Source organism: Brenneria sp. hezel4-2-4 (assembly GCF_013155275.1).
Lineage (GTDB): Bacteria > Pseudomonadota > Gammaproteobacteria > Enterobacterales > Enterobacteriaceae > Brenneria.
Map to the genome: position 1 here is coordinate 1 of NZ_JABJXS010000005.1, position 19,041 is coordinate 19,041.

The following is a 19,041-nucleotide window of genomic DNA, read 5'->3' on the forward strand; positions in this document are numbered from 1 at the left end:
AATAACTGTTTATTCGTAATGAATTTACTGTCAGTCACTCTTCAAGACTTTTTTATATCGTTTGCCGATATTGTCTTGTGAGTGCCCACACAGATTGTCTGATTAAATTGTTAAAGAGCAGTGCCACAGCAAGCTGTGGCGCGGGCCGCATATGTTATGCAATTCCGCTGTGAAGTCAAGTGATTATTGCCTGACTTCTTACCGTCACCCCAACCGCGTAATCGCCGTTGCCGTGTCAGTGGAGGCGCATTATAGGCACTTCCCCGCGGCTTACAAGCGCTAAATGCAAAAAAGCGACCAACCGCCTACTATTTATCCATAACTGTATTAAAGCGGCAGTTTTTCCAGCGAATAAAAACCATAACGCTGTAATACCGGCCAAAGCGTGGCGACATTAGGCGTGATCTTCAGACAATACACCAGGTTCTTTTCTGTCGAGAGCGGCGGCTGTTCAAGATTCGCCACCAGCCATACGGTTCTTCTCGCAATCGCTGCGCCTGAATCCACAAACCGGGTGCCGTCAGGTAGAGCTAGTTGCAGTTCATTCGTTAATAACGGGAAATGTGTACAGCCGAGCACAACCGTATCGGGAGGCTCCGGTAAACGCAGCCACGGACGCAGGGTTTTCCGCAACTCTTCTATCGGGATCGTTTCCCCTTGCAGCTTAGCTTCAGCCAGTTCAACCAGTTCGGAAGACCCAAGTAAAAGTATCTGGCAGTCATTGGCGAATCGAGCGATAAGCTCATGCGTATAAGACCGTTGCACAGTGGCCCGCGTAGCCAGCAGACCAACGATACCGTTACGCGTCAGTTTGGCGGCAGGCTTAACGGCAGGCACCACGCCGACGACCGGAAAAGCGAATCGCTCCCGCAAGGCCGGGAGAGAAATGGTGCTGGCGGTATTACAGGCAATGACTACCAGCGCCAGCTGGTGACGTTGCTGAACCGCGGTAACAATTTCAACGACGCGTTCGATAATGAACTGCTGCGGTTTTTCGCCGTAGGGAAACGCTTCATTGTCGAATGCGTAGATATAGTGGAGATCCGGCAACAACTGCCGAATCTCATTGTAAACAGACAACCCGCCCACACCGGAGTCAAATACCAGAATAGTGGGACGGGCTGGCAGGTCAGAAAGTATAGCTTCCGGTGAGATAATATTCTCGTCCTGCCGTTCGGTAGCCATATGCCGTCTCATAATCTTTATCAAACAGGTTGGCGATTCTACCACGAACCGTTAGCTGAGAGGTTATCGGATATGATGCGGCGAGATCGACGGTGCTGTAGCTTGGCAGACGGCGCTGCTGAGAGTTAAACATATTTGGACTGTTATCATATCGTTTACCGTTGTACTGATAAGCGATATTCATATCAATATCAAACATGGTCCAATCAACCTGATAGGAAGCTTTTTGCTTGGATCGACGCGGCAATAGCGTATTATCGGAATCCCGTCGAGGATCCAGATACTCTAACGTCAAGCGGTGACTAAATATCCCCGTATCAATATTACCTGTCCACTCAACGCCTTTAATGGTGGCTTTATCTGTATTGAAATACTTATTGGTAACGAAATCGTAATCTATTAGGTTATCAATTTTGTTGCGATAAGCGGATAAACGCCATGACAAAGATCCCGTCAGCCCTTCCACGCCGGCTTCCCATTGGGATGACTCTTCTGCCTTAATATTTTCATTGCCCCAGATACCGTATATCTGGCCGAAAGCAGGAGCACGAAACGCAGTCCCGTATGATACGGTGAAACGATAATCGGGTATAAACTCCCAGCCCGCAGCTGCCTGCCAAGTGTTATGACGATTATACTGGCTACTATCGTCTGTACGTATAGCCCCCTCTAATGTTACTTGATCAAAATATTGTTGCTGCGCGGTAAGGTAGAGTCCCGTGTTTTCACGCGCATGTCCTTGATTACTCGTTCCCGGCTTATTTTCCTCTCTGCGCCAATCAACACCAGCACTGACCGAACCCTTTAATATCTGTAGCGTATTGCCCCACAGCAAACTTCGTTGCGTCACTTCATTTAACGAATAACCGGGGGCATAGTTCCCCTTGGCAGATTCAAAGTTATAATCCTTATATGTCTGATAACTCCCAATAAGCTGCGATGCAAAATCGCGATTCTGGAATTGTAAACCACCGTCAAAATTTCGGCTGTATAGCTGCCGCCGATCGCTGGAATCAGCAAACACCTGATCATAATCGGTCTTATTGCCGTAGCCATACGAACGCACAAAACCAGAAACCGAATCACTGAATTTCTGCTCTACGCTTCCCCACAGAGACTTACTACGAAAACCGTCATTATCGCTGTCTGCCGGAACAGATGACGTAGGATACACATTGAAACCCTGCGTCTCTTCAAAAGAGCCAGCTAAACTTATCGCGGTATTGTCACCAACATGCTGGCGTATGCCGCCATCGTAAATTTGATATTTATGTGAACCGACACCCGCTTCCAGTTTTCCTCCGTCAGCCTCTTTCTGGGTAATGATATTAATTACCCCACCGATGGCTTCCGGGCCATAAACGGCTGAGCGAGGGCCTCGGATATACTCAATACGCTGTACCAATGACATCGGTATCTGGTTGAAATCCACGCTACCGGTCACACCCGGGGAAGCCATACGAATTCCGTCAATTAGCACAAGTACATGGCTGGAATTTGTGCCGCGAATAAACATTGATGCACTTTGTCCACGCCCCCCGTTCTGGGCAATATCCACGCCGGGCAGTCTACGCATCACATCAGTCAGACTTTTAGCCTGCCAACGATCGATATCATCACGGGTAACGATATCCATCGGCGCCAGTACAGATGAAACAGGCTGCGGAAAACGATTTGCCGTCACCACCATCGTGTCAGCCCCCTCTTGCGCCCAGGAGGAAAAAGCCGCGGCGGAGAGCGCGGCCAGCAACGTTATTTTTTTATTAAACATGAATCGAGCATCCAACCATAGATAAGGATGCCGCATTACCATGATGAATAGCACGCGATGATCATGGTCACTGCGACGTATACCGGCAGGTCTTCGGGCTTGGGGCCGTTGTTACCATGATGCAAAACAGACATGGTGGAACAACAAAGAGCGATGACTTCCCATCTTCAAAAGACAGTGTCTGCATAAATGCTATCGTTCAGGCTACCCTTACCGCTGCGCGTCAGCTCCAGATTCACACTGGATTCCCTTTTAACTCAGATTGCGAGGCCGGACGACCATGCTATGATCGCCTTACGCAGATGTCTAGACTTCCATTTCACGACCAACCGTTCGCGCGACAAAACTGGACATCCCGACCGGATTCCCTACAATTCCGGCCAATAAAATCCTTTTAGATGCCGTTCAGACGAGAAAACCATGACGCCAGAAACCCTGCCCATTGATCAGTACGACGACCAGCTCGCACAAAAAACGGAACGTCTGTGCGGGATGATGGCGCAGTTTGATGCGCCGGCGCCGGCCGTTTTCCGTTCCCCAACCAGCCATTACCGGATGCGCGCCGAGTTTCGTATCTGGCATGATGGTGACGATCTCTACCACATTATGTTCGATCAGCAGACCAAGCAGCGTATCCGGGTCGATCAATTTCCTGCGGCCAGCGAGTTGATTAACCGACTGATGCCGCTGCTGATTGCCGCATTACGGCCCAATCCGATCCTGCGCCAGAAGCTATTCCAGATTGACTATCTTTCCACATTAAGCGGCGAAGTGGTGGTTTCCCTGTTATATCACCGGGCGTTGAATGACGAATGGCGACAGCATGCCAGCACGCTGCGGGACGCGTTACGCTCACAGGGTTTTCAGCTCCAGCTTATTGGGCGAGCGACAAAAACCAAAATTTGTCTGGATCGGGATTATGTAGACGAATGTCTGCCCGTCGCAGGACGGAATATGGTTTATCGCCAGGTGGAAAACAGCTTCACCCAGCCTAACGCGGCGATGAATATTCAAATGCTGGAATGGGCGTTGAAAGCCACTGAAGGCGCAACCGGTGATTTGCTGGAATTGTACTGCGGCAACGGGAACTTCTCACTGGCGCTGGCGCGCAATTTTGATCGCGTTCTGGCGACCGAAATCGCCAAGCCTTCGGTGGCTGCGGCGCAATATAACATTGCCGCCAATCATATTGATAACGTGCAGATTATCCGCATGGCGGCGGAAGAATTTACGCAAGCGATGAACGGAGTGCGTCAGTTTAAGCGTTTACAAGGCATTGATCTGACGGGCTATCGCTGCGAAACCATTTTCGTCGACCCGCCGCGCAGCGGGCTGGATACAGAAACGGTCAAACTGGTACAAGCTTATCCGCGTATTCTCTACATTTCCTGCAACCCGGAAACGTTGTGCCAAAATCTGGAGACGCTGACTGAAACCCATAAAATCAGCCAGTTGTCGCTGTTTGACCAATTCCCCTACACCCACCACATGGAGTGCGGCGTGCTGTTGGAGCAACGCCGGTAATCGTTGTCATGCAGGCGGTCTCAACCGCCTGTGTTCATAATTCGGGCGGCTCGCGCTCTTCGGCTGATTTACGGCCCCTCAGCTTAAGACCAATCCAGAATACCAACGCCACGCAAAGAATCGAGGGAACAAAGTTTGAGCCGATGGCGGGGTACTCAACACGTACAATCGCGCTATAGAGTAACAATCCTAACAAGAAACAGGCGGCCGCCAGCATAGGAATACCTTCCGGCATGCTGTGGTGCATATAACGCTGGTGCAGACAATATACGGATAAGACCAGCGCAATCAGGGGGAATATCGAAAAAGGAACGAGGGTGCTGAACAATGCCGCAAATGAGCCGTTAACCGACAAACCGGCGACCAGCGCCAGAAGCAGCGTACCTTTTTCCCGATGATGATGAGGTTGTTCTGTCATGGCCTTTCCTTTCTCATGCCTGTCTACACCTAAAATTTACGACGTACCGGATGTGTTGTCCTGCTCTTTGCGATACCAGTAGTAAGCGCCTTTAGAAATCATACGCAGTTGCAATACCAACCGCTCCTCCAACTGCCTCCGCTGTTCCAGGCCGACATCCAGCGCCTCCGCCCCGGCGCTGAAAACAATGGTGACCATCGCTTCCGACTGCGCTTCCGCAAAACTACGCGGGATATGATTTTCGACTTCCAGATAGTCCGCCAGTTCAGCGATAAAATGCTGGATCTCACGGGCCACCGCCGCACGAAATGCGGCGGAAGTTCCCGAGCGCTCACGTAATAACAGCCTGAAAGCATTTGGGTTATTACCAATGAACTCCATAAAGGTTGAAACGGATGTTTTTATTACGCTGCCGCTTTTGGCAATCCGCTGCCGTGCCTGACGCATCAACTGACGCAACATGAGCCCGCTTTCATCCACCATCGTCAGCCCCAGTTCATCCACGTCACGGAAGTGACGGTAGAAAGAGGTGGGCGCGATACCGGCTTCACGCGCGACTTCGCGTAAACTCAGGCTGGCAAAACTGCGTTCAGCGCTTAACTGGCTGAACGCCGCCTCAATAAGGGAACGACGAGTCCGTTCTTTTTGTTGTGCTCTGACACCCATTATCCTGCCTAAATCATCTGCTTTCCTTTCCAGAAAGGCACTATAGCAAACTTTATTGTCAGCATACTGAGACAAAGTTTGTCATATTAAAAATGTGATAACCGCTTTCCATAATAACAATAAGGATGATTGGGTTCCTTTACGGCAGATGTTACAATTACGTTATTGTTTTGTATAACCCAGGTTTCCCCTACTATGACTATGCAACAGCAATTCGATTATGACGCCATCGTTATCGGTTCCGGGCCCGGCGGTGAAGGCGCCGCCATGGGGTTAGCCAAACAGGGCGCAAAAATAGCGGTGATTGAACGGCACTATAATGTCGGCGGCGGTTGCACCCATTGGGGAACGATTCCCTCCAAAGCGCTGCGCCATGCCGTCAGCCGTATTATTGAATTCAACCAAAACCCGCTATACAGCGATAACGCCCGCGTTATCAGCTCTTCATTCGCCGACATTCTTCGCCACGCAGACAGCGTTATCGGCCAACAAACCCAAATGCGTCAGGGATTTTACGAACGTAATCAGTGCGACCTGTTCTCTGGCGAGGCGCGGTTTATTGATGCGCATACCCTTGCCATTCATTACCCGGACAATACCCACGATACGCTGACCGCGGCCAATATCATTATTGCCACAGGTTCGCGCCCCTACCATCCGGCAGAAGTCGACTTCAACCACGCCCGAATCTACGACAGCGATTCCATACTGCAACTCGATCACGAACCTCGGCACGTCATCATCTACGGGGCGGGGGTAATTGGCTGTGAGTACGCGTCCATTTTCCGTGGTCTTAACGTCAAAGTTGATCTGATCAATACCCGCGATCGCCTGCTGGCCTTTCTCGATCAGGAGATGTCGGACGCTCTGTCTTATCATTTCTGGAACAACGGCGTGGTGATCCGCCATAACGAAGAATTTGAAAACATTGAGGGCGTGGATAACGGGGTCGTCGTTAACCTCAAGTCAGGTAAAAAGATGAAGGCCGATTGCCTGTTGTACGCCAACGGTCGCACCGGCAACACCGAAACGCTCGGTCTGGAACAAATCGGCCTGAGCACCGACAGCCGCGGTCAACTCAGCGTCAACAGCATGTATCAGACCGGGCTGGCGCACATTTACGCCGTCGGCGACGTCATCGGCTATCCCAGTCTGGCCTCCGCTGCTTACGATCAAGGTCGCCTTGCCGCCCAGGCCATCATCAAAGGCGATGCCAGCGCCCATTTGATTGAAGATATTCCCACCGGGATTTATACCATTCCTGAAATCAGTTCCGTGGGGAAAACCGAGCAGCAGCTCACGGCAATGAAAGTACCTTATGAAGTAGGCCGCGCGCAGTTCAAGCATCTGGCGCGCGCGCAGATTGTCGGAATGAACGTGGGAAGCCTGAAGATCTTATTTCATCGGGAAACGAAAAAAATACTGGGGATCCACTGCTTTGGCGAGCGAGCGGCGGAAATTATTCATATCGGGCAGGCGATTATGGAACAGAAAGGTGAAGGTAATACTATCGAATACTTCGTTAATACTACCTTCAATTATCCAACCATGGCAGAAGCCTACCGGGTTGCGGCGCTAAACGGGTTAAACCGCCTGTTTTGACACGGATTCCATATAAACTTGCATATGCTCGCGGATGGTATCGGCCAATTGTTCATAGCGTCCGCGCAGCGGCGAGCCGGGGCGATAAACCAGTGCAATGGTGCGCTTCGGCTCGGGTTTATAGCAGGTCAAATAGCAAACGCCGTCGCGCTCGCGCTCATGCGGCACCGATAGCGATGGCAACAGCGTGATCCCGCTGCCTGCCGCCACCATGTTGCGCAGCGTTTCCAGGCTGGTCGCGCGGAAATGCGTATCTTCGTCGGCGCCGGCCTGAAAACAGAACCCCATTGCCTGATCGCGCAGACAATGCCCGTCCTCCAGCATCAGTAGTTTTTCACCGGCCAGATCGGCCATCGCCACCCGTTCCCGATTCGCCCAGGGGTGATCCTGATAAATGGCCAGCTTCATCGGCTCATCAAACAAGGGCACTTCGATAAAGGCTTCGGACTCTTTCACCAGCGCCAATATGGCGCAATCCAGCTTGCCGCTGTCCAGTTGCGCCAAAAGCTGATGGGTCTGTGCTTCATGCAGATACATTTCGAGCTTGGGGAACGTACGGTGCAACATCGGAATGATTTGCGGCAGCAGGTAGGGGCCGACTGTCGGGATCAGGCCGATATGCAACGGCCCCGACATCGTTTCGCCCTGCTGGCTGGCCATCTCTTTCAATACTTTCACCTCGCGTAATACGGTACGAGCCTGTTCAACCAGCAATAAACCCGCCTGGGTAAACAGGACTTTTCTACTGGTTCGTTCCAGCAGCATAACCCCTAATTCATCTTCCAACTTACGGATTTGTCCACTGAGTGTTGGCTGACTAACGTGGCAAGAATCCGCGGCACGTCGAAAATGACGATGTTCTGCTAACGCCACCAAATACTCTAAATCCCGAATATTCATTTATTATTCTCCTTATCATGATAGCAAACAACGATAGATAGAGTGGCAACGAGAGATTATCCCTATCAATATCTAAAGTAAATAATACCTTCCATCGAAGCATATCTATTTATTTCTACCTAAATAAAACAATATTTTACTATTAATAGGTCGAGTCCGTGTCTATCAGTCAGGAACCGCCGCCAATGACTTCCTAAGCGTCAGAGCGCTCAATGAAATGCGGTCAGAACAGCGAGTTGTTCAGTAATAAACCGTCATGGTTTTCGATTCATCGGCCAACGCTTCCCGCTATCCGTCACGCTATAACGAGTTAGCAGACGTATTCAAGCAATTTGGCATTGATAGCATTTTGTGTATTTCGATTAACAACGCATTTGTGATGAATGCCGGGAAAACAGGCCAACATGCGCATATATCGCATTCATGCGCGACGAAAAAGTGAACTCAATAATGGCATGAATATGCCGATGGTAAAAACCAACTTTGGATTTTTACCCGGTGAAAGGAGGTATTATCCGGGGTGGAGCGCGAAAGGACGGTTCAGTGCAAGCAGGATGGAGCCAGGGAGATTTTTCAGCGGCGTGAAACCCTGCCGCCGCAGGGTTTTCATTCATCCATCCCGTTCAGGCGATAGCGGGGCGCACGCCCAACGTATGACAAATCGCGTAGCTCAATTCAGCGCGATTGAGGGTATAGAAGTGGAAATCTTTTACTCCTTCACGGCTCAGGATTTTCACCATATCCATAGCTATGGATGCGCCGACCATTTTACGGGTCTCAGGATCATTATCCAGACCGTCAAACATCGCCGTCATCCAGTTCGGCACACGAACGTTAGTCAGGGTGGCGAAGCGCTGTAACTGCTTGAAGTTGGATACGGGCAGGATACCGGGCACGATCTCGACATCAATGCCGGTGGAAACGCAGCGGTCACGAAAACGGAGGTAGCTTTCCACATCAAAAAAGAACTGGGTGATCGCCCGATTAGCGCCGGCGTCGATTTTACGCTTCAGATTGATCAGGTCAGCCTGAGCGCTTTTGGCCTCCGGGTGTACTTCCGGGTAGGCCGCAACGGAAATATCAAAGTCGCCGACTTCTTTTAGCAGCGAGACTAAATCGGCAGCATACATTTTCGGTTTGCCGCCGCCTTCAGGTAAATCTCCGCGCAACGCCACGATATGTCGAATACCGCTCTGCCAGTAATCTTGCGCGATTTCACGCAGATGGTCGCGAGATGCGTCAATGCAGGTAAGATGCGGCGCCGCTTCCAGACCCGTGCGTTCTTTAATCGTCTTAATGATGCTATGAGTACGGTCACGCTCACCAGAATTCGCTCCGTAGGTGACGGAAACAAACTTCGGCTTGAGGCTGCTCAGACGGTCAATGGAATTCCACAGCGTTTTTTCCATTTCATTGGTGCGCGGTGGGAAAAACTCAAATGAAACATTAATTTGTCCCTGTAGTTCCGCGAGACTTTGATTCAGCGCTTCCCGCTGGTTTGCGTGAAAAAAACTCATCCTGCCACCCCATCAACCGTTGCCGTGATTATTATTTGCAAACGTCTATACGTTTAGACGTCTATATAGAAAATGACGCAATCTGCCTAAAGAGTCAATGCTTTTAATCGGGATAGACGGTGATGATTACTCATGTAACGTGAAGGATATTCATGATGGCGCGCGACGGCGGCAACGAACGGCGAGTCGCTCGTTACCGCCGTGATCATTGGCCTTAAAGCAGCTGCGCCAGACGATTTAAATCCGACTGGATAGCCCCGGCCGTTACATCCCGTCCGGCGCCCGGACCGCGGATCACCAGCGGATTATCCCGATACCAGCGGCTTTCAATGGCAAATACGTTATCGCACGGCAACAACGACGCCAGCGGGTGATCGGGTCTTACCGCCTCAACGCCGACGCGGGCCTTACCGTTACTGTCAAAGCGGGCGACATGACGCAAGACCAGCCCCATTTCCTGCGCCGCCTCCAATCGTTGCAGCATCTGCTCATTCAGCGATTCGCCATTCTCAAAGAATTGATCGACGGAACCTTGCTCTCCCCCCGCCGGAACCAGTGATTCAACACGAACCTGGCTCGGTTCAATTTCATATCCGGCCTCACGCGCCAGGATCACCAGCTTACGCATGACATCCTGACCTGACAGGTCGACGCGCGGATCGGGTTCCGTCAATCCTTGCTGACAGGCCTGATCGACCAGCTCGGTGAACGGCACTGAACCATCAAATTGCAGGAATAGCCACGACAGCGTGCCAGAGAAAATGCCGCTGATCGCCAGAATACTATCGCCGCTTTCCCGCAGATCCCTGACGGCAAAGTTCACCGGCAAGCCCGCGCCGACAGTGGCGTTGTATAACCAGTGGCGGCCGGTTTTGGCGAAAGCATCCCGGATCTGGCGATAATTATTGCCGCCGGAAGCGCCCGCCAGCTTATTCGCGCTGATCACATGGAAACCGTAGCTGGCGAAATCAAGGTATAAATCGGCAACCGACTCGCTGGCGGTCACATCCAGCACCACTAAATCGTCAAACGGATGCGCGCGCATCCACAGGAACAGATCTTCGCCATCATGCTCCCGCGCTTCATTCTCAAAAAAGGCTAATACCCGGCTGGCATCCAGACCGTCGTAATTCAACAAACTGCGGGTACTGTCCACCACGCCGGCGAGAATAAACTCAAACCCGGTGCGGGCGGAAATATTGGTCTGCTCGCGGGCGAACAGCTCCAGCCAGCGGGAACCGATATTTCCCTTGCCGAACAATACCAGACCAATGCGCTTTTCCGCCCGGAACAACGAATGATGCAGCCCGCGGATCAGGTGTTCTGTCGGCCCGACGCGCAGCACAGCCACCAGACTGATGCCATCTTCCGACTGCCAGATAAACTCGGTCGGCTGATCTTTCAATTGCTGGTAAAAGCGGTGACTATGCAAAGGATTTTTGCAGACGCCGGCGCCCACCATCGCCACCAGCGCCAACCCTTCGCGCATCGTTAATCGCGCGGGCACCGCAGCCTGGTTGAGTAACCGCCAGGCGCTATCGACCACCTCAGAGGTGTAGCACAGTTGCAGCAGGTTGCGATCGTGATGGATCCCCGTCGCCAACGGTTTTATCTGCGCGCGATTCAGTAGCTGTTCAATCTCTTTTTGTATCAGAGAGAAGTCATGTTCCGTCGGCACCTGAACTTCAATCAGACAAACGTCATCATGGCTGGTGACGATTTTGGCCCCCGTACCGGAGGCCAGTACGCGCTCGATACGGGTAGAACCCTGTTCCGGCTGGTAACTGCAACGCAGTTGCAGATCGATATCGCTGCCGGATACCGGCTGTAACGTGCGGGTATGCAGCACCGGCGCGGCCAATCGCGCCAGTTCGCTGACCTCATCCAGCCGCAGCAGCGGCAGCAGACAGGCATCCTTAACTTTTCGCGGATCCGCGCTGTAAACCCCGGCGACATCACTCCAGATGGTCACACGTTCAACGCCGGCCAACGCACCGATTTGCGTCGCGGAATAGTCGCTGCCATTGCGTCCCAGCAATACCGTTTCACCGGCATCGTTACGACAGATAAACCCGGTAACCACCAGACGCTGCCCCACATGCTGGGTCAGACGCTGTTGCAGCAAAGGCCAGGAACGCCCTTCATCCACCTGCGGCTGCGCCGCTCGCTCCGCACGCAGAAAGTCACGCGCGTCCAGCCAGGACGCTTGCATATCCAGATGGTTGAGCAGCGCGGACATCAGACGGGCCGACCAGATCTCGCCGTGTCCCACCACTTCGGCATACACGGCCTCGCTGATTTTGCCATCCAGAAGCGTCGCTAAACGCTCCAGATCGCGGATAAATTGGGTCGTCAGGGGGTTAGCCGCCTCGGGAGGTAATAACCCGGCGATCAGGTCGCTCTGATAGCGCCGCAACGCCTGCTGAACCTGATGCGCCGACAGTCGATCGCTTTGACTCAGCTTTAACCAGCTGATGAGCTGGTTAGTGGTGCCGCCGGCGGCGGAAACCACCATTAAATCGCCGGGCCGGCTGTATTCGGCCATAATACCGGCGACGCGCTGATAACACTTCACATCAGCCAGGCTACTTCCACCAAACTTATGCAGTTGCCGGCCAGTTACCGTTCCCGCTACTCCTGATGCACTCATTCTTACCTCTTCGCTGCGGCCTGAAATGCACGATCCAGATCGGCAACAAGATCATCACCGTCTTCAATACCGGTTGAAATACGCAATAACGTTTCGGAAATCCCCGCAGCGGCGCGCGCTTCCGGCGCCATACCGGCATGGGTCATCGTCGCGGCATGGGAAATAAGGCTTTCCACCCCACCCAGCGACTCCGCCAGCGTGAAGAACTCCAGCGATTCAAGGAAACGACGCAGAGTGTCTTCATCGCCGTCCAGTTCAAAACTGAGCATCGCGCCAAACCCGGATTGCTGACGACAGGCAATCTCGTGGCCGGGATTCTGCGGCAGTGAGGGATGATATAATTTTTTCACCAGCGGCTGTTGCTGTAAATACTCAACCAACTGTAGCGCATTTTTCTGCGCCGCCGCCACACGCGGAGACAACGTCCGCAGGCCGCGCAGCAGAAGATAACTATCAAACGCGGCGCCGGTTACGCCAATATTGTTGGCCCACCAGGCAAGTTCGGTTACCGTTTCCGGATCGCGGGCAATCACCGCTCCCGCCACCACGTCGGAATGACCGTTCAGGTATTTAGTGCAGGAGTGCACCACCAAATCCGCCCCCAGAGCCAGCGGCTGCTGCAACGCGGGACTCAGGAAGGTGTTATCCACCAGACTGATGGCGCCCGCGGCGCGCGCCGCCTGGCAAATAGCGGCGATATCCACCACGCGCAGCAGGGGATTGCTGGGACTTTCCACCAGCACCAGTTTTGGCTTCTCTTCCAACGCCGCGTTAAGGGCCGCTTCATCTCCCTGATCGACAAACTTGACGCGGAAAGCGCCCCGTTTGTCTAAACTGTCGAACAGGCGATAGCTGCCGCCATAGCAATCATGCGGCGCGACAAGCAGGTCGCCGGGACGCAGAAAAACCGTACATACCAGCATAATGGCCGACATGCCGCTGCTGGTCATGACCGCACCCGCACCGCCTTCCAGTTCGGCCAGCGCGCGCTGAACGACATCGCGGGTAGGATTGCCCCGGCGAGAGTAATCGTGCGTTCTTGGCTGATTAAACCCGGTAAAGTTATAGGTGCTGGAAAGATGAATGGGGGGAACAACGCAGCCATACTGTTCATCGTTATTTAATCCGCTGCGAACTGCGATCGTTGCCTGTTTACGCGTCATCTGCTCTTTTCCTGGCTGGAGGCTGAAGATAGGAACTCAAGAGTAAACTCAGTTGACTTGGACGTCAATACATCTAGACTTCTAAACTTCTTTGCGTATAGATTGAGCATAAGCGTAATAACCGCTAGAATCGTGGTATTTCATGACAGATGCTACACCCAATAGATTTCAGGATGCGGAAAGCCCACGCGCCGGCAATCTGAAAGATAACGGGTATATCTCCATTACGACTAATTTTTAAGGTATCCCATGGCTGAGTGGAACGGCGAGTATGTCAGCCCCTACGCTGAACACGGTAAAAAAAGCGAACAGGTGAAGAAAATCACCGTATCTATTCCGCTGAAAGTATTAAAGATACTAACCGATGAGCGGACCCGGCGTCAGGTTAACAACCTGCGTCACGCAACCAACAGCGAGCTGCTGTGTGAAGCCTTTTTACACGCCTTCACCGGCCAGCCGCTGCCCAACGATGAGGATCTGCGTAAAGAACGTAGTGATGAAATTCCAGAAGAAGCCAAAATCATCATGCGGGAAATGGGGATCAACCCGGATACCTGGGAATACTGAGCGGCGACGTAGACGTAAATGATTACACCGGGCGCATTGGCGATGTTTTTTGGTATTGGAATGACTGATTAAAACAGACGGATGAGAAACAACAAAGGCACCCCGAGGTGCCTTTGTTATCTTTACCGCTCGCCGGGTAAAAAACTTATTTCTTGGCGCCCGGTACGCTGAAACGCTTGTTGAAGCGCTCAACACGACCACCGGTGTCAACAACGCGTTGTTTGCCGGTATAGAACGGGTGGCAAGCGCCACAAACGTCCAGGTTCAGGTCGTGGCCCACGGTAGAGTGGGTTTTGATGACGTTACCGCAAGAGCATGTTGCCGTAACTTCAACATAATTCGGGTGAATACCTTTTTTCATGGGAAACCTCTGTTAAGGCCGTGTCGCTATCCAGCCCTGTTCCGCCAGACACCACACGAAAGTTGAGTAAGAAGTCGAATGCTTCAACCATTATACAATGCAGTATAATGGCGGCGAATCATACAGAAACTAACCATCCGATGCAATCGCATCCACACATTATCCTGCGCAACATGTACACTAGCGCTTTGCGCTATTTCACGCCTATGCCGCGGTTGGTTAAAATCGCCATATTCTGATCCCAGCCGGAGAAGTCATGACTGTCGCTCAGGTCGCACTCGCCGTGCCGTTAGCACGTACATTCGATTATATCCTCCCCGCGGGCGTTGCCCCCCAGGCGGGCGTACGCGTTAGCGTGTCTTTCGGAAACCGCAGGACGATCGGCATTATCGTCGCACTCAGCGAGTCCAGCGAGTTGCCGATGGAACAGCTCAAACCGCTGCACGCCATTCTCGACCAGCAACCGCTGTTTCCGCCCAGCCTGTGGCGCATTTTACTGTGGGCGGCGGACTACTATCACTACCCGATCGGGGAAGTGTTGTTTCATGCTTTACCCATTCTGCTGCGTCAGGGAAAGCCGGCGCACCGCGCGCCGCTGTGGCAATGGTTCGCCACGGAACAGGGTAAAGCGACGCCGCTGGATACGCTGAAACGCGCGCCGAAACAGCAACAGGCGATGGCGGCCTTATTTCAGGCTCCGCTTTATCGCCATCAGGTCAGCGAAACCGACCTGACGGAAACGGCGTTACAGGCTTTGCGTAAAAAGGGACTGTGCGATTTAAAAGCCGCCGAACAAGCGGTGCGCGACTGGCGTGAAAATTTCAGCATTTCGGGCGAGCGCCTGCGTCTGAATACCGAACAGGCCACCGCCGTGGGAGCGATCCGCAGTGAAGATAACCATTTTGCCGCCTGGCTGCTGGCGGGGATTACCGGTTCAGGGAAAACGGAGGTTTATCTCAGCGTGTTGGAAAACGTGCTGGCGGAGGGGAAACAGGCATTGGTGCTGGTGCCGGAAATCGGCCTGACGCCGCAGACCATTGCCCGCTTTCGCGAACGCTTCAATGCGCCGGTCGACGTGTTGCATTCGGGTCTGAATGACAGCGAGCGGCTTGCCGTCTGGCTGAACGCCCGCTCGGGCGAGACGGCCATCGTCATCGGCACCCGCTCCGCCCTGTTTACGCCCTTTGCCCGCCTGGGCCTGATCGTGATCGATGAAGAGCATGACAGTTCCTACAAACAGCAGGAAGGCTGGCGTTACCATGCGCGCGATCTGGCCGTATTCCGCGCCAGAGAAGAAAATATTCCGATAGTCATGGGCACCGCCACGCCGGCGCTGGAAACGCTGTATAACGTACAGATGGGTAAATACCGGCAGTTGACGCTCAGCAAACGGCCGGGGAACGCCAGACTGGCCAGCCAGCATATTCTTGATTTAAAAGGCCAGCCGCTTACCGCCGGACTGTCGCAGCCGTTAATCACCCGCATCCGGCATCATCTGGCTCAGGATAACCAGGTGATTTTATTTCTGAACCGGCGCGGTTTCGCCCCGGTGGTGATGTGCCATGAGTGCGGCTGGATTGCGGAATGCCCGCGTTGCGATCACTATTACACGCTGCATCAGCAGCAGCATATACTGAGCTGCCATCATTGCGATAGCCACCGCCCGGTGCCGGATCAGTGCCCGCAGTGCGGTTCAACCAATCTGGTTCCGGTCGGTATGGGAACCGAACGGCTGGAACAGGTGCTGACGCCGTTGTTTCCGCAAATACCGATTACGCGTATCGATCGCGACACCACCAGCCGCAAAGGCGCGCTCGAACAACAGTTGTCACAGGTGAGGCAAGGCGGCGCCCGCATCCTTATCGGTACGCAGATGCTGGCAAAAGGCCACCATTTTCCCAATGTGACGCTGGTTGCGCTGCTGGATGTGGACAGCTCGCTGTTTTCCGCCGACTTTCGCGCCGCCGAGCGTTTCGCCCAACTCTATACGCAGGTTTCAGGGCGCGCGGGCCGGGCGGGGAAAGCGGGAGAAGTGGTGTTGCAGACCCATCATCCGGAACATCCTTTGCTGCAAATCCTGCTGCAACAAGGCTATGACGCCTTTGCCGGTCAAACGTTGAAAGAGAGACAGAGCGTTTTTCTGCCGCCATTCACCAACCATATTTTGTTTCGCGCCGCCGATCATGATAATCAGCAGGCGGCGCTGTTCCTGCAACAGCTGAGGAATCTGCTGGAAAGCAGCCCGCTGCGGGATGAATCACTCTGGTTGCTCGGCCCGGTGCCGGCATTACAACCCAAACGCGCAGGCCGCTTTCGCTGGCAGTTGCTGTTGCAACATCCCTCACGGTCTCTGTTACAACGCCTGGTAAGAACATCAATCCCGTTAATCAACACGCTGCCGCAGTCACGTAAAGTGAAGTGGGTGCTGGATGTCGACCCAACGGACAGTTAGCGTGTCCAACGCTGCCGCTATTGCGAACCGCATCGAGAAACTGACATCTGTCACATTTTCTATGCAAATTAAGCAATGAAAATTGCGCTCAATCTGTTAAGACTGTTCGCGAAAGCAGTATGCTGACAAGAATGGCAACAATAAATACGAAACATAACGAGCGCTGTCATTGATGAATGATGGTTAGTCACCACAGCTGAAGGGGAAACAGACAACCCGGGCTGATAGCGCCAGTTTACGCTGACGCAAGGAGAAAAGCGTTGGAGCAGAAGAGAACCGTTACCACCGCGACGATGAAAGACGTGGCGGATAAGGCCGGCGTGTCAACGGCAACCGTATCCCGTACGTTGATGAATCCGGAAAAAGTATCCGCAACAACACGAAAAAAAGTAGAACACGCGGTTATTGCCGTGGGATATTCTCCCCATTCGTTGGCGCGAAACCTTAAGCGCAATGAATCACGCACCATTTTGACCATTGTACCGGACATCTGCGATCCTTATTTTTCAGAGATATTCAGAGGAATCGAAGAAACCGCGGCCGAACACGGCTATCTGGTGCTGATAGGCGATTGCGCCCACCAGCGCCAGAAAGAGAAAACCTTTGTCGACTTAATCATTACCAAACAGATTGACGGTATGCTGCTGCTGGGCTCCAACCTACCGTTCGATGCGGGCAAAGAAGAGCAGCGGAACCTGCCGCCGATGGTGATGGCCAATGAGTTTTCGCCTGAGTTGGAATTGCCGACCGTACATATTGATAATCTGACGGCCGCCTTTGAGGCTGTGCACTATTTGCATCAATTGGGTCATCAACGCATCGCCTGTATTGCCGGGCCAGAGCATATGCACCTGAGCCAATACCGCCTGCAAGGTTATGTGCAGGCATTGCGTCGCAGCGGCATAACCATTGATAATCAATATATTATCCGGGGCGATTTTAGTTATGAAACCGGGGTGAACGGCTTAATCGCGCTGATGAAGCACCCTCTGCCCCCCAGCGCTATTTTTTGTCATAGCGACATCATGGCGCTTGGCGTACTGTCGCAGGCGAAAAAAATGGGACTGGATATACCGCATGATATCTCCGTGGTCGGTTTTGATGATATCGAGCAAGCGCTATATTGCTCGCCGCCGTTAACCACAGTGGCGCAACCACGTTATCAGATCGGACGCGAAGCAATGCTGCTACTATTAGAGCAACTCCACGGGCACAGGGTTCATACCGGCTCCCGACTGCTGGCCAGCGAGCTGGTGATACGCGAGAGCACCGCGGCGCTGAATTATTCCCGTAGCCGGCTTTAAGACTTCTGGTGCTGGTCAAATATTTTAGGGTTCAGTAACATGGCCTCCTAATTACTTTATTCAATATTCAATTCACAGCGAAACGACAGTGGCACAAAGAGACTATGTCAGCCGGGGGCGCTCAGGCACGCGCCGGAAAAAGACGACCGGCCGGAGAAAGAGCAACACGTCAGGAACGTCCAAAATCATGATAGCTCTCGCTGTCGCCGTTTTGGTCACCTTTGCGGGCGGGTTGTATTTTATCGCCCATAATAAACCGGAAGAGTCGCCGGTATTGCCACATCAAAGTATGGGGAAAGGGAACGGATTGCCTCCCAAGCCGGAGGAGCGTTGGCGTTACATTAAAGAGCTGGAAAACCGCCAGCTTGGCGTTCCTTCCCCCACCGAACCCTCCGCCGGAGGAGAGGTTCAGTCGCCGGTACAGTTGACTGACGAACAGCGCCAACTGCTGGAGCAGATGCAGTCCGATATGCGCCGCCAGCCGACGCAGCTCTCTGAGGTGCCTTATAACGATCAGATCCAGGTGCCGCGTTCACAGGTAATCATCAAACCGCCGACGGAAACACCGGCGCCGGTTTCACGCGCGCCGGTCGCGGCGACGCCGGTCGCGCCGAAGCAGGAAGCCGTAAAACAACCTGAGACGCCTAAGCCGGAAAAAACGCAACGCTGGATTGTGCAGTGCGGCTCATTCAAAAGCATGGAGCCTGCCGAGTCGGTAAGAGCGCAATTGGCTTTTGCCGGCATTGAAAGCCGGATCGCCTCCAACGGCGGATGGAACCGGATCATGCTGGGCCCCTATAATAATCGTGCGGCCGCCGACAAAATGATCCAGCGTCTTAAGGATGCCGGGACGTCCAGCTGTATCCCGCTTGCCAGCGGGGGTTGAAAAATCCCGCCCCCTCCCCCATCTATAAATTCAATACGCCCCGCCAACCGCGGGGGTCTTTTTATTCGGTAACGG

The 19,041-nt window shown here is 53.1% G+C and carries 15 protein-coding genes and 1 riboswitch; of the genes, 6 read left to right on the plus strand and 9 right to left on the minus strand.

The annotated features are described in order from the left end of the window. Positions 1–327 precede the first annotated feature (327 nt). On the minus strand, positions 328–1,185 hold the full coding sequence (murI, locus tag HOY33_RS11900; RefSeq protein WP_172290434.1) for a glutamate racemase: 858 nt from the start codon (positions 1,183–1,185) through the stop codon (positions 328–330). After that, positions 1,130–2,956: a TonB-dependent vitamin B12 receptor BtuB gene (btuB, locus tag HOY33_RS11905; RefSeq protein ID WP_172290435.1), complete on the minus strand. Its 1,827-nt coding sequence runs from the start codon at positions 2,954–2,956 to the stop codon at positions 1,130–1,132. The genes murI and btuB overlap by 56 nt, the downstream gene beginning before the upstream one ends. Before the next feature lie 66 nt (positions 2,957–3,022). Next, positions 3,023–3,246, minus strand: a riboswitch (cobalamin riboswitch). A 130-nt stretch (positions 3,247–3,376) separates the two neighbouring features. Between btuB and trmA the strand changes: the two genes are divergently transcribed. Next, complete coding sequence (gene trmA / locus HOY33_RS11910) at positions 3,377–4,480, plus strand: tRNA (uridine(54)-C5)-methyltransferase TrmA (protein ID WP_172290436.1); 1,104 nt, start codon at positions 3,377–3,379, stop codon at positions 4,478–4,480. A 34-nt stretch (positions 4,481–4,514) separates the two neighbouring features. On the opposite strand, the gene HOY33_RS11915 is transcribed toward trmA, so the two are convergent. Then, the gene (locus HOY33_RS11915; RefSeq protein WP_172290437.1) at positions 4,515–4,898 is read right to left on the minus strand and encodes a YijD family membrane protein; all 384 of its coding nucleotides are present in this window, start codon (positions 4,896–4,898) and stop codon (positions 4,515–4,517) included. 36 nt (positions 4,899–4,934) lie between these two features. Then, entirely contained in the window at positions 4,935–5,567 is a 633-nt protein-coding gene (gene fabR, locus HOY33_RS11920; RefSeq protein ID WP_172290653.1) for an HTH-type transcriptional repressor FabR, read from the minus strand. 198 nt (positions 5,568–5,765) lie between these two features. Here fabR and sthA point away from each other — a divergent pair, with 198 nt between their 5' ends. Next, on the plus strand, positions 5,766–7,166 hold the full coding sequence (gene sthA / locus HOY33_RS11925; RefSeq protein ID WP_172290654.1) for a Si-specific NAD(P)(+) transhydrogenase: 1,401 nt from the start codon (positions 5,766–5,768) through the stop codon (positions 7,164–7,166). On the opposite strand, the gene oxyR is transcribed toward sthA, so the two are convergent. The 4 genes from oxyR to metB all read right to left on the minus strand — a co-directional run bounded on the left by oxyR (position 7,149) and on the right by metB (position 13,396). Further along, on the minus strand, positions 7,149–8,066 hold the full coding sequence (gene oxyR / locus HOY33_RS11930; RefSeq protein WP_172290438.1) for a DNA-binding transcriptional regulator OxyR: 918 nt from the start codon (positions 8,064–8,066) through the stop codon (positions 7,149–7,151). The two genes, sthA and oxyR, sit on opposite strands and share 18 nt — an antisense overlap. A gap of 623 nt (positions 8,067–8,689) precedes the next feature. Next, entirely contained in the window at positions 8,690–9,583 is an 894-nt protein-coding gene (metF, locus tag HOY33_RS11935) for a methylenetetrahydrofolate reductase (protein WP_172290439.1), read from the minus strand. Positions 9,584–9,797: 214 nt separating this feature from the next. Beyond that, positions 9,798–12,233, minus strand: coding sequence for a bifunctional aspartate kinase/homoserine dehydrogenase II (locus HOY33_RS11940; protein WP_172290440.1), 2,436 nt, complete (start codon positions 12,231–12,233; stop codon positions 9,798–9,800). Positions 12,234–12,235: 2 nt separating this feature from the next. Beyond that, entirely contained in the window at positions 12,236–13,396 is a 1,161-nt protein-coding gene (gene metB, locus HOY33_RS11945) for a cystathionine gamma-synthase (protein WP_172290441.1), read from the minus strand. A 249-nt stretch (positions 13,397–13,645) separates the two neighbouring features. Between metB and metJ the strand changes: the two genes are divergently transcribed. Continuing rightward, the gene (metJ, locus tag HOY33_RS11950) at positions 13,646–13,963 is read left to right on the plus strand and encodes a met regulon transcriptional regulator MetJ (RefSeq protein WP_121574058.1); all 318 of its coding nucleotides are present in this window, start codon (positions 13,646–13,648) and stop codon (positions 13,961–13,963) included. Positions 13,964–14,108: 145 nt separating this feature from the next. Here metJ and rpmE read toward each other — a convergent pair whose 3' ends face one another. After that, a complete protein-coding gene (gene rpmE / locus HOY33_RS11955; RefSeq protein ID WP_172290442.1) occupies positions 14,109–14,324 on the minus strand; it encodes a 50S ribosomal protein L31 in 216 nt (71 codons plus the stop codon). 256 nt (positions 14,325–14,580) lie between these two features. On the opposite strand from rpmE, the gene priA reads away from it, so the two are divergent. The 3 genes from priA to ftsN all read left to right on the plus strand — a co-directional run bounded on the left by priA (position 14,581) and on the right by ftsN (position 18,966). Then, positions 14,581–16,776: a primosomal protein N' gene (priA, locus tag HOY33_RS11960; RefSeq protein WP_172290443.1), complete on the plus strand. Its 2,196-nt coding sequence runs from the start codon at positions 14,581–14,583 to the stop codon at positions 16,774–16,776. Between the two features lie 293 nt (positions 16,777–17,069). Further along, the gene (gene cytR / locus HOY33_RS11965) at positions 17,070–18,080 is read left to right on the plus strand and encodes a DNA-binding transcriptional regulator CytR (RefSeq protein WP_370541637.1); all 1,011 of its coding nucleotides are present in this window, start codon (positions 17,070–17,072) and stop codon (positions 18,078–18,080) included. 88 nt (positions 18,081–18,168) lie between these two features. After that, positions 18,169–18,966, plus strand: a complete 798-nt coding sequence (gene ftsN / locus HOY33_RS11970) for a cell division protein FtsN (protein ID WP_172290445.1) — start codon at positions 18,169–18,171, stop codon at positions 18,964–18,966. Positions 18,967–19,041 lie beyond the last annotated feature (75 nt).

What these genes read in the sequence shown, in the direction of transcription:
- murI (WP_172290434.1), bottom strand. Translation starts at nt 1,185, where the DNA reads ATGGCTACCGAACGGCAGGACGAGAATATTATCTCACCGGAAGCTATA.
- btuB (WP_172290435.1), bottom strand. Translation starts at nt 2,956, where the DNA reads ATGTTTAATAAAAAAATAACGTTGCTGGCCGCGCTCTCCGCCGCGGCT.
- trmA (WP_172290436.1), top strand. Translation starts at nt 3,377, where the DNA reads ATGACGCCAGAAACCCTGCCCATTGATCAGTACGACGACCAGCTCGCA.
- HOY33_RS11915 (WP_172290437.1), bottom strand. Translation starts at nt 4,898, where the DNA reads ATGACAGAACAACCTCATCATCATCGGGAAAAAGGTACGCTGCTTCTG.
- sthA (WP_172290654.1), top strand. Translation starts at nt 5,766, where the DNA reads ATGCAACAGCAATTCGATTATGACGCCATCGTTATCGGTTCCGGGCCC.
- oxyR (WP_172290438.1), bottom strand. Translation starts at nt 8,066, where the DNA reads ATGAATATTCGGGATTTAGAGTATTTGGTGGCGTTAGCAGAACATCGT.
- metF (WP_172290439.1), bottom strand. Translation starts at nt 9,583, where the DNA reads ATGAGTTTTTTTCACGCAAACCAGCGGGAAGCGCTGAATCAAAGTCTC.
- HOY33_RS11940 (WP_172290440.1), bottom strand. Translation starts at nt 12,233, where the DNA reads ATGAGTGCATCAGGAGTAGCGGGAACGGTAACTGGCCGGCAACTGCAT.
- metB (WP_172290441.1), bottom strand. Translation starts at nt 13,396, where the DNA reads ATGACGCGTAAACAGGCAACGATCGCAGTTCGCAGCGGATTAAATAAC.
- metJ (WP_121574058.1), top strand. Translation starts at nt 13,646, where the DNA reads ATGGCTGAGTGGAACGGCGAGTATGTCAGCCCCTACGCTGAACACGGT.
- rpmE (WP_172290442.1), bottom strand. Translation starts at nt 14,324, where the DNA reads ATGAAAAAAGGTATTCACCCGAATTATGTTGAAGTTACGGCAACATGC.
- priA (WP_172290443.1), top strand. Translation starts at nt 14,581, where the DNA reads ATGACTGTCGCTCAGGTCGCACTCGCCGTGCCGTTAGCACGTACATTC.
- cytR (WP_370541637.1), top strand. Translation starts at nt 17,070, where the DNA reads ATGAAAGACGTGGCGGATAAGGCCGGCGTGTCAACGGCAACCGTATCC.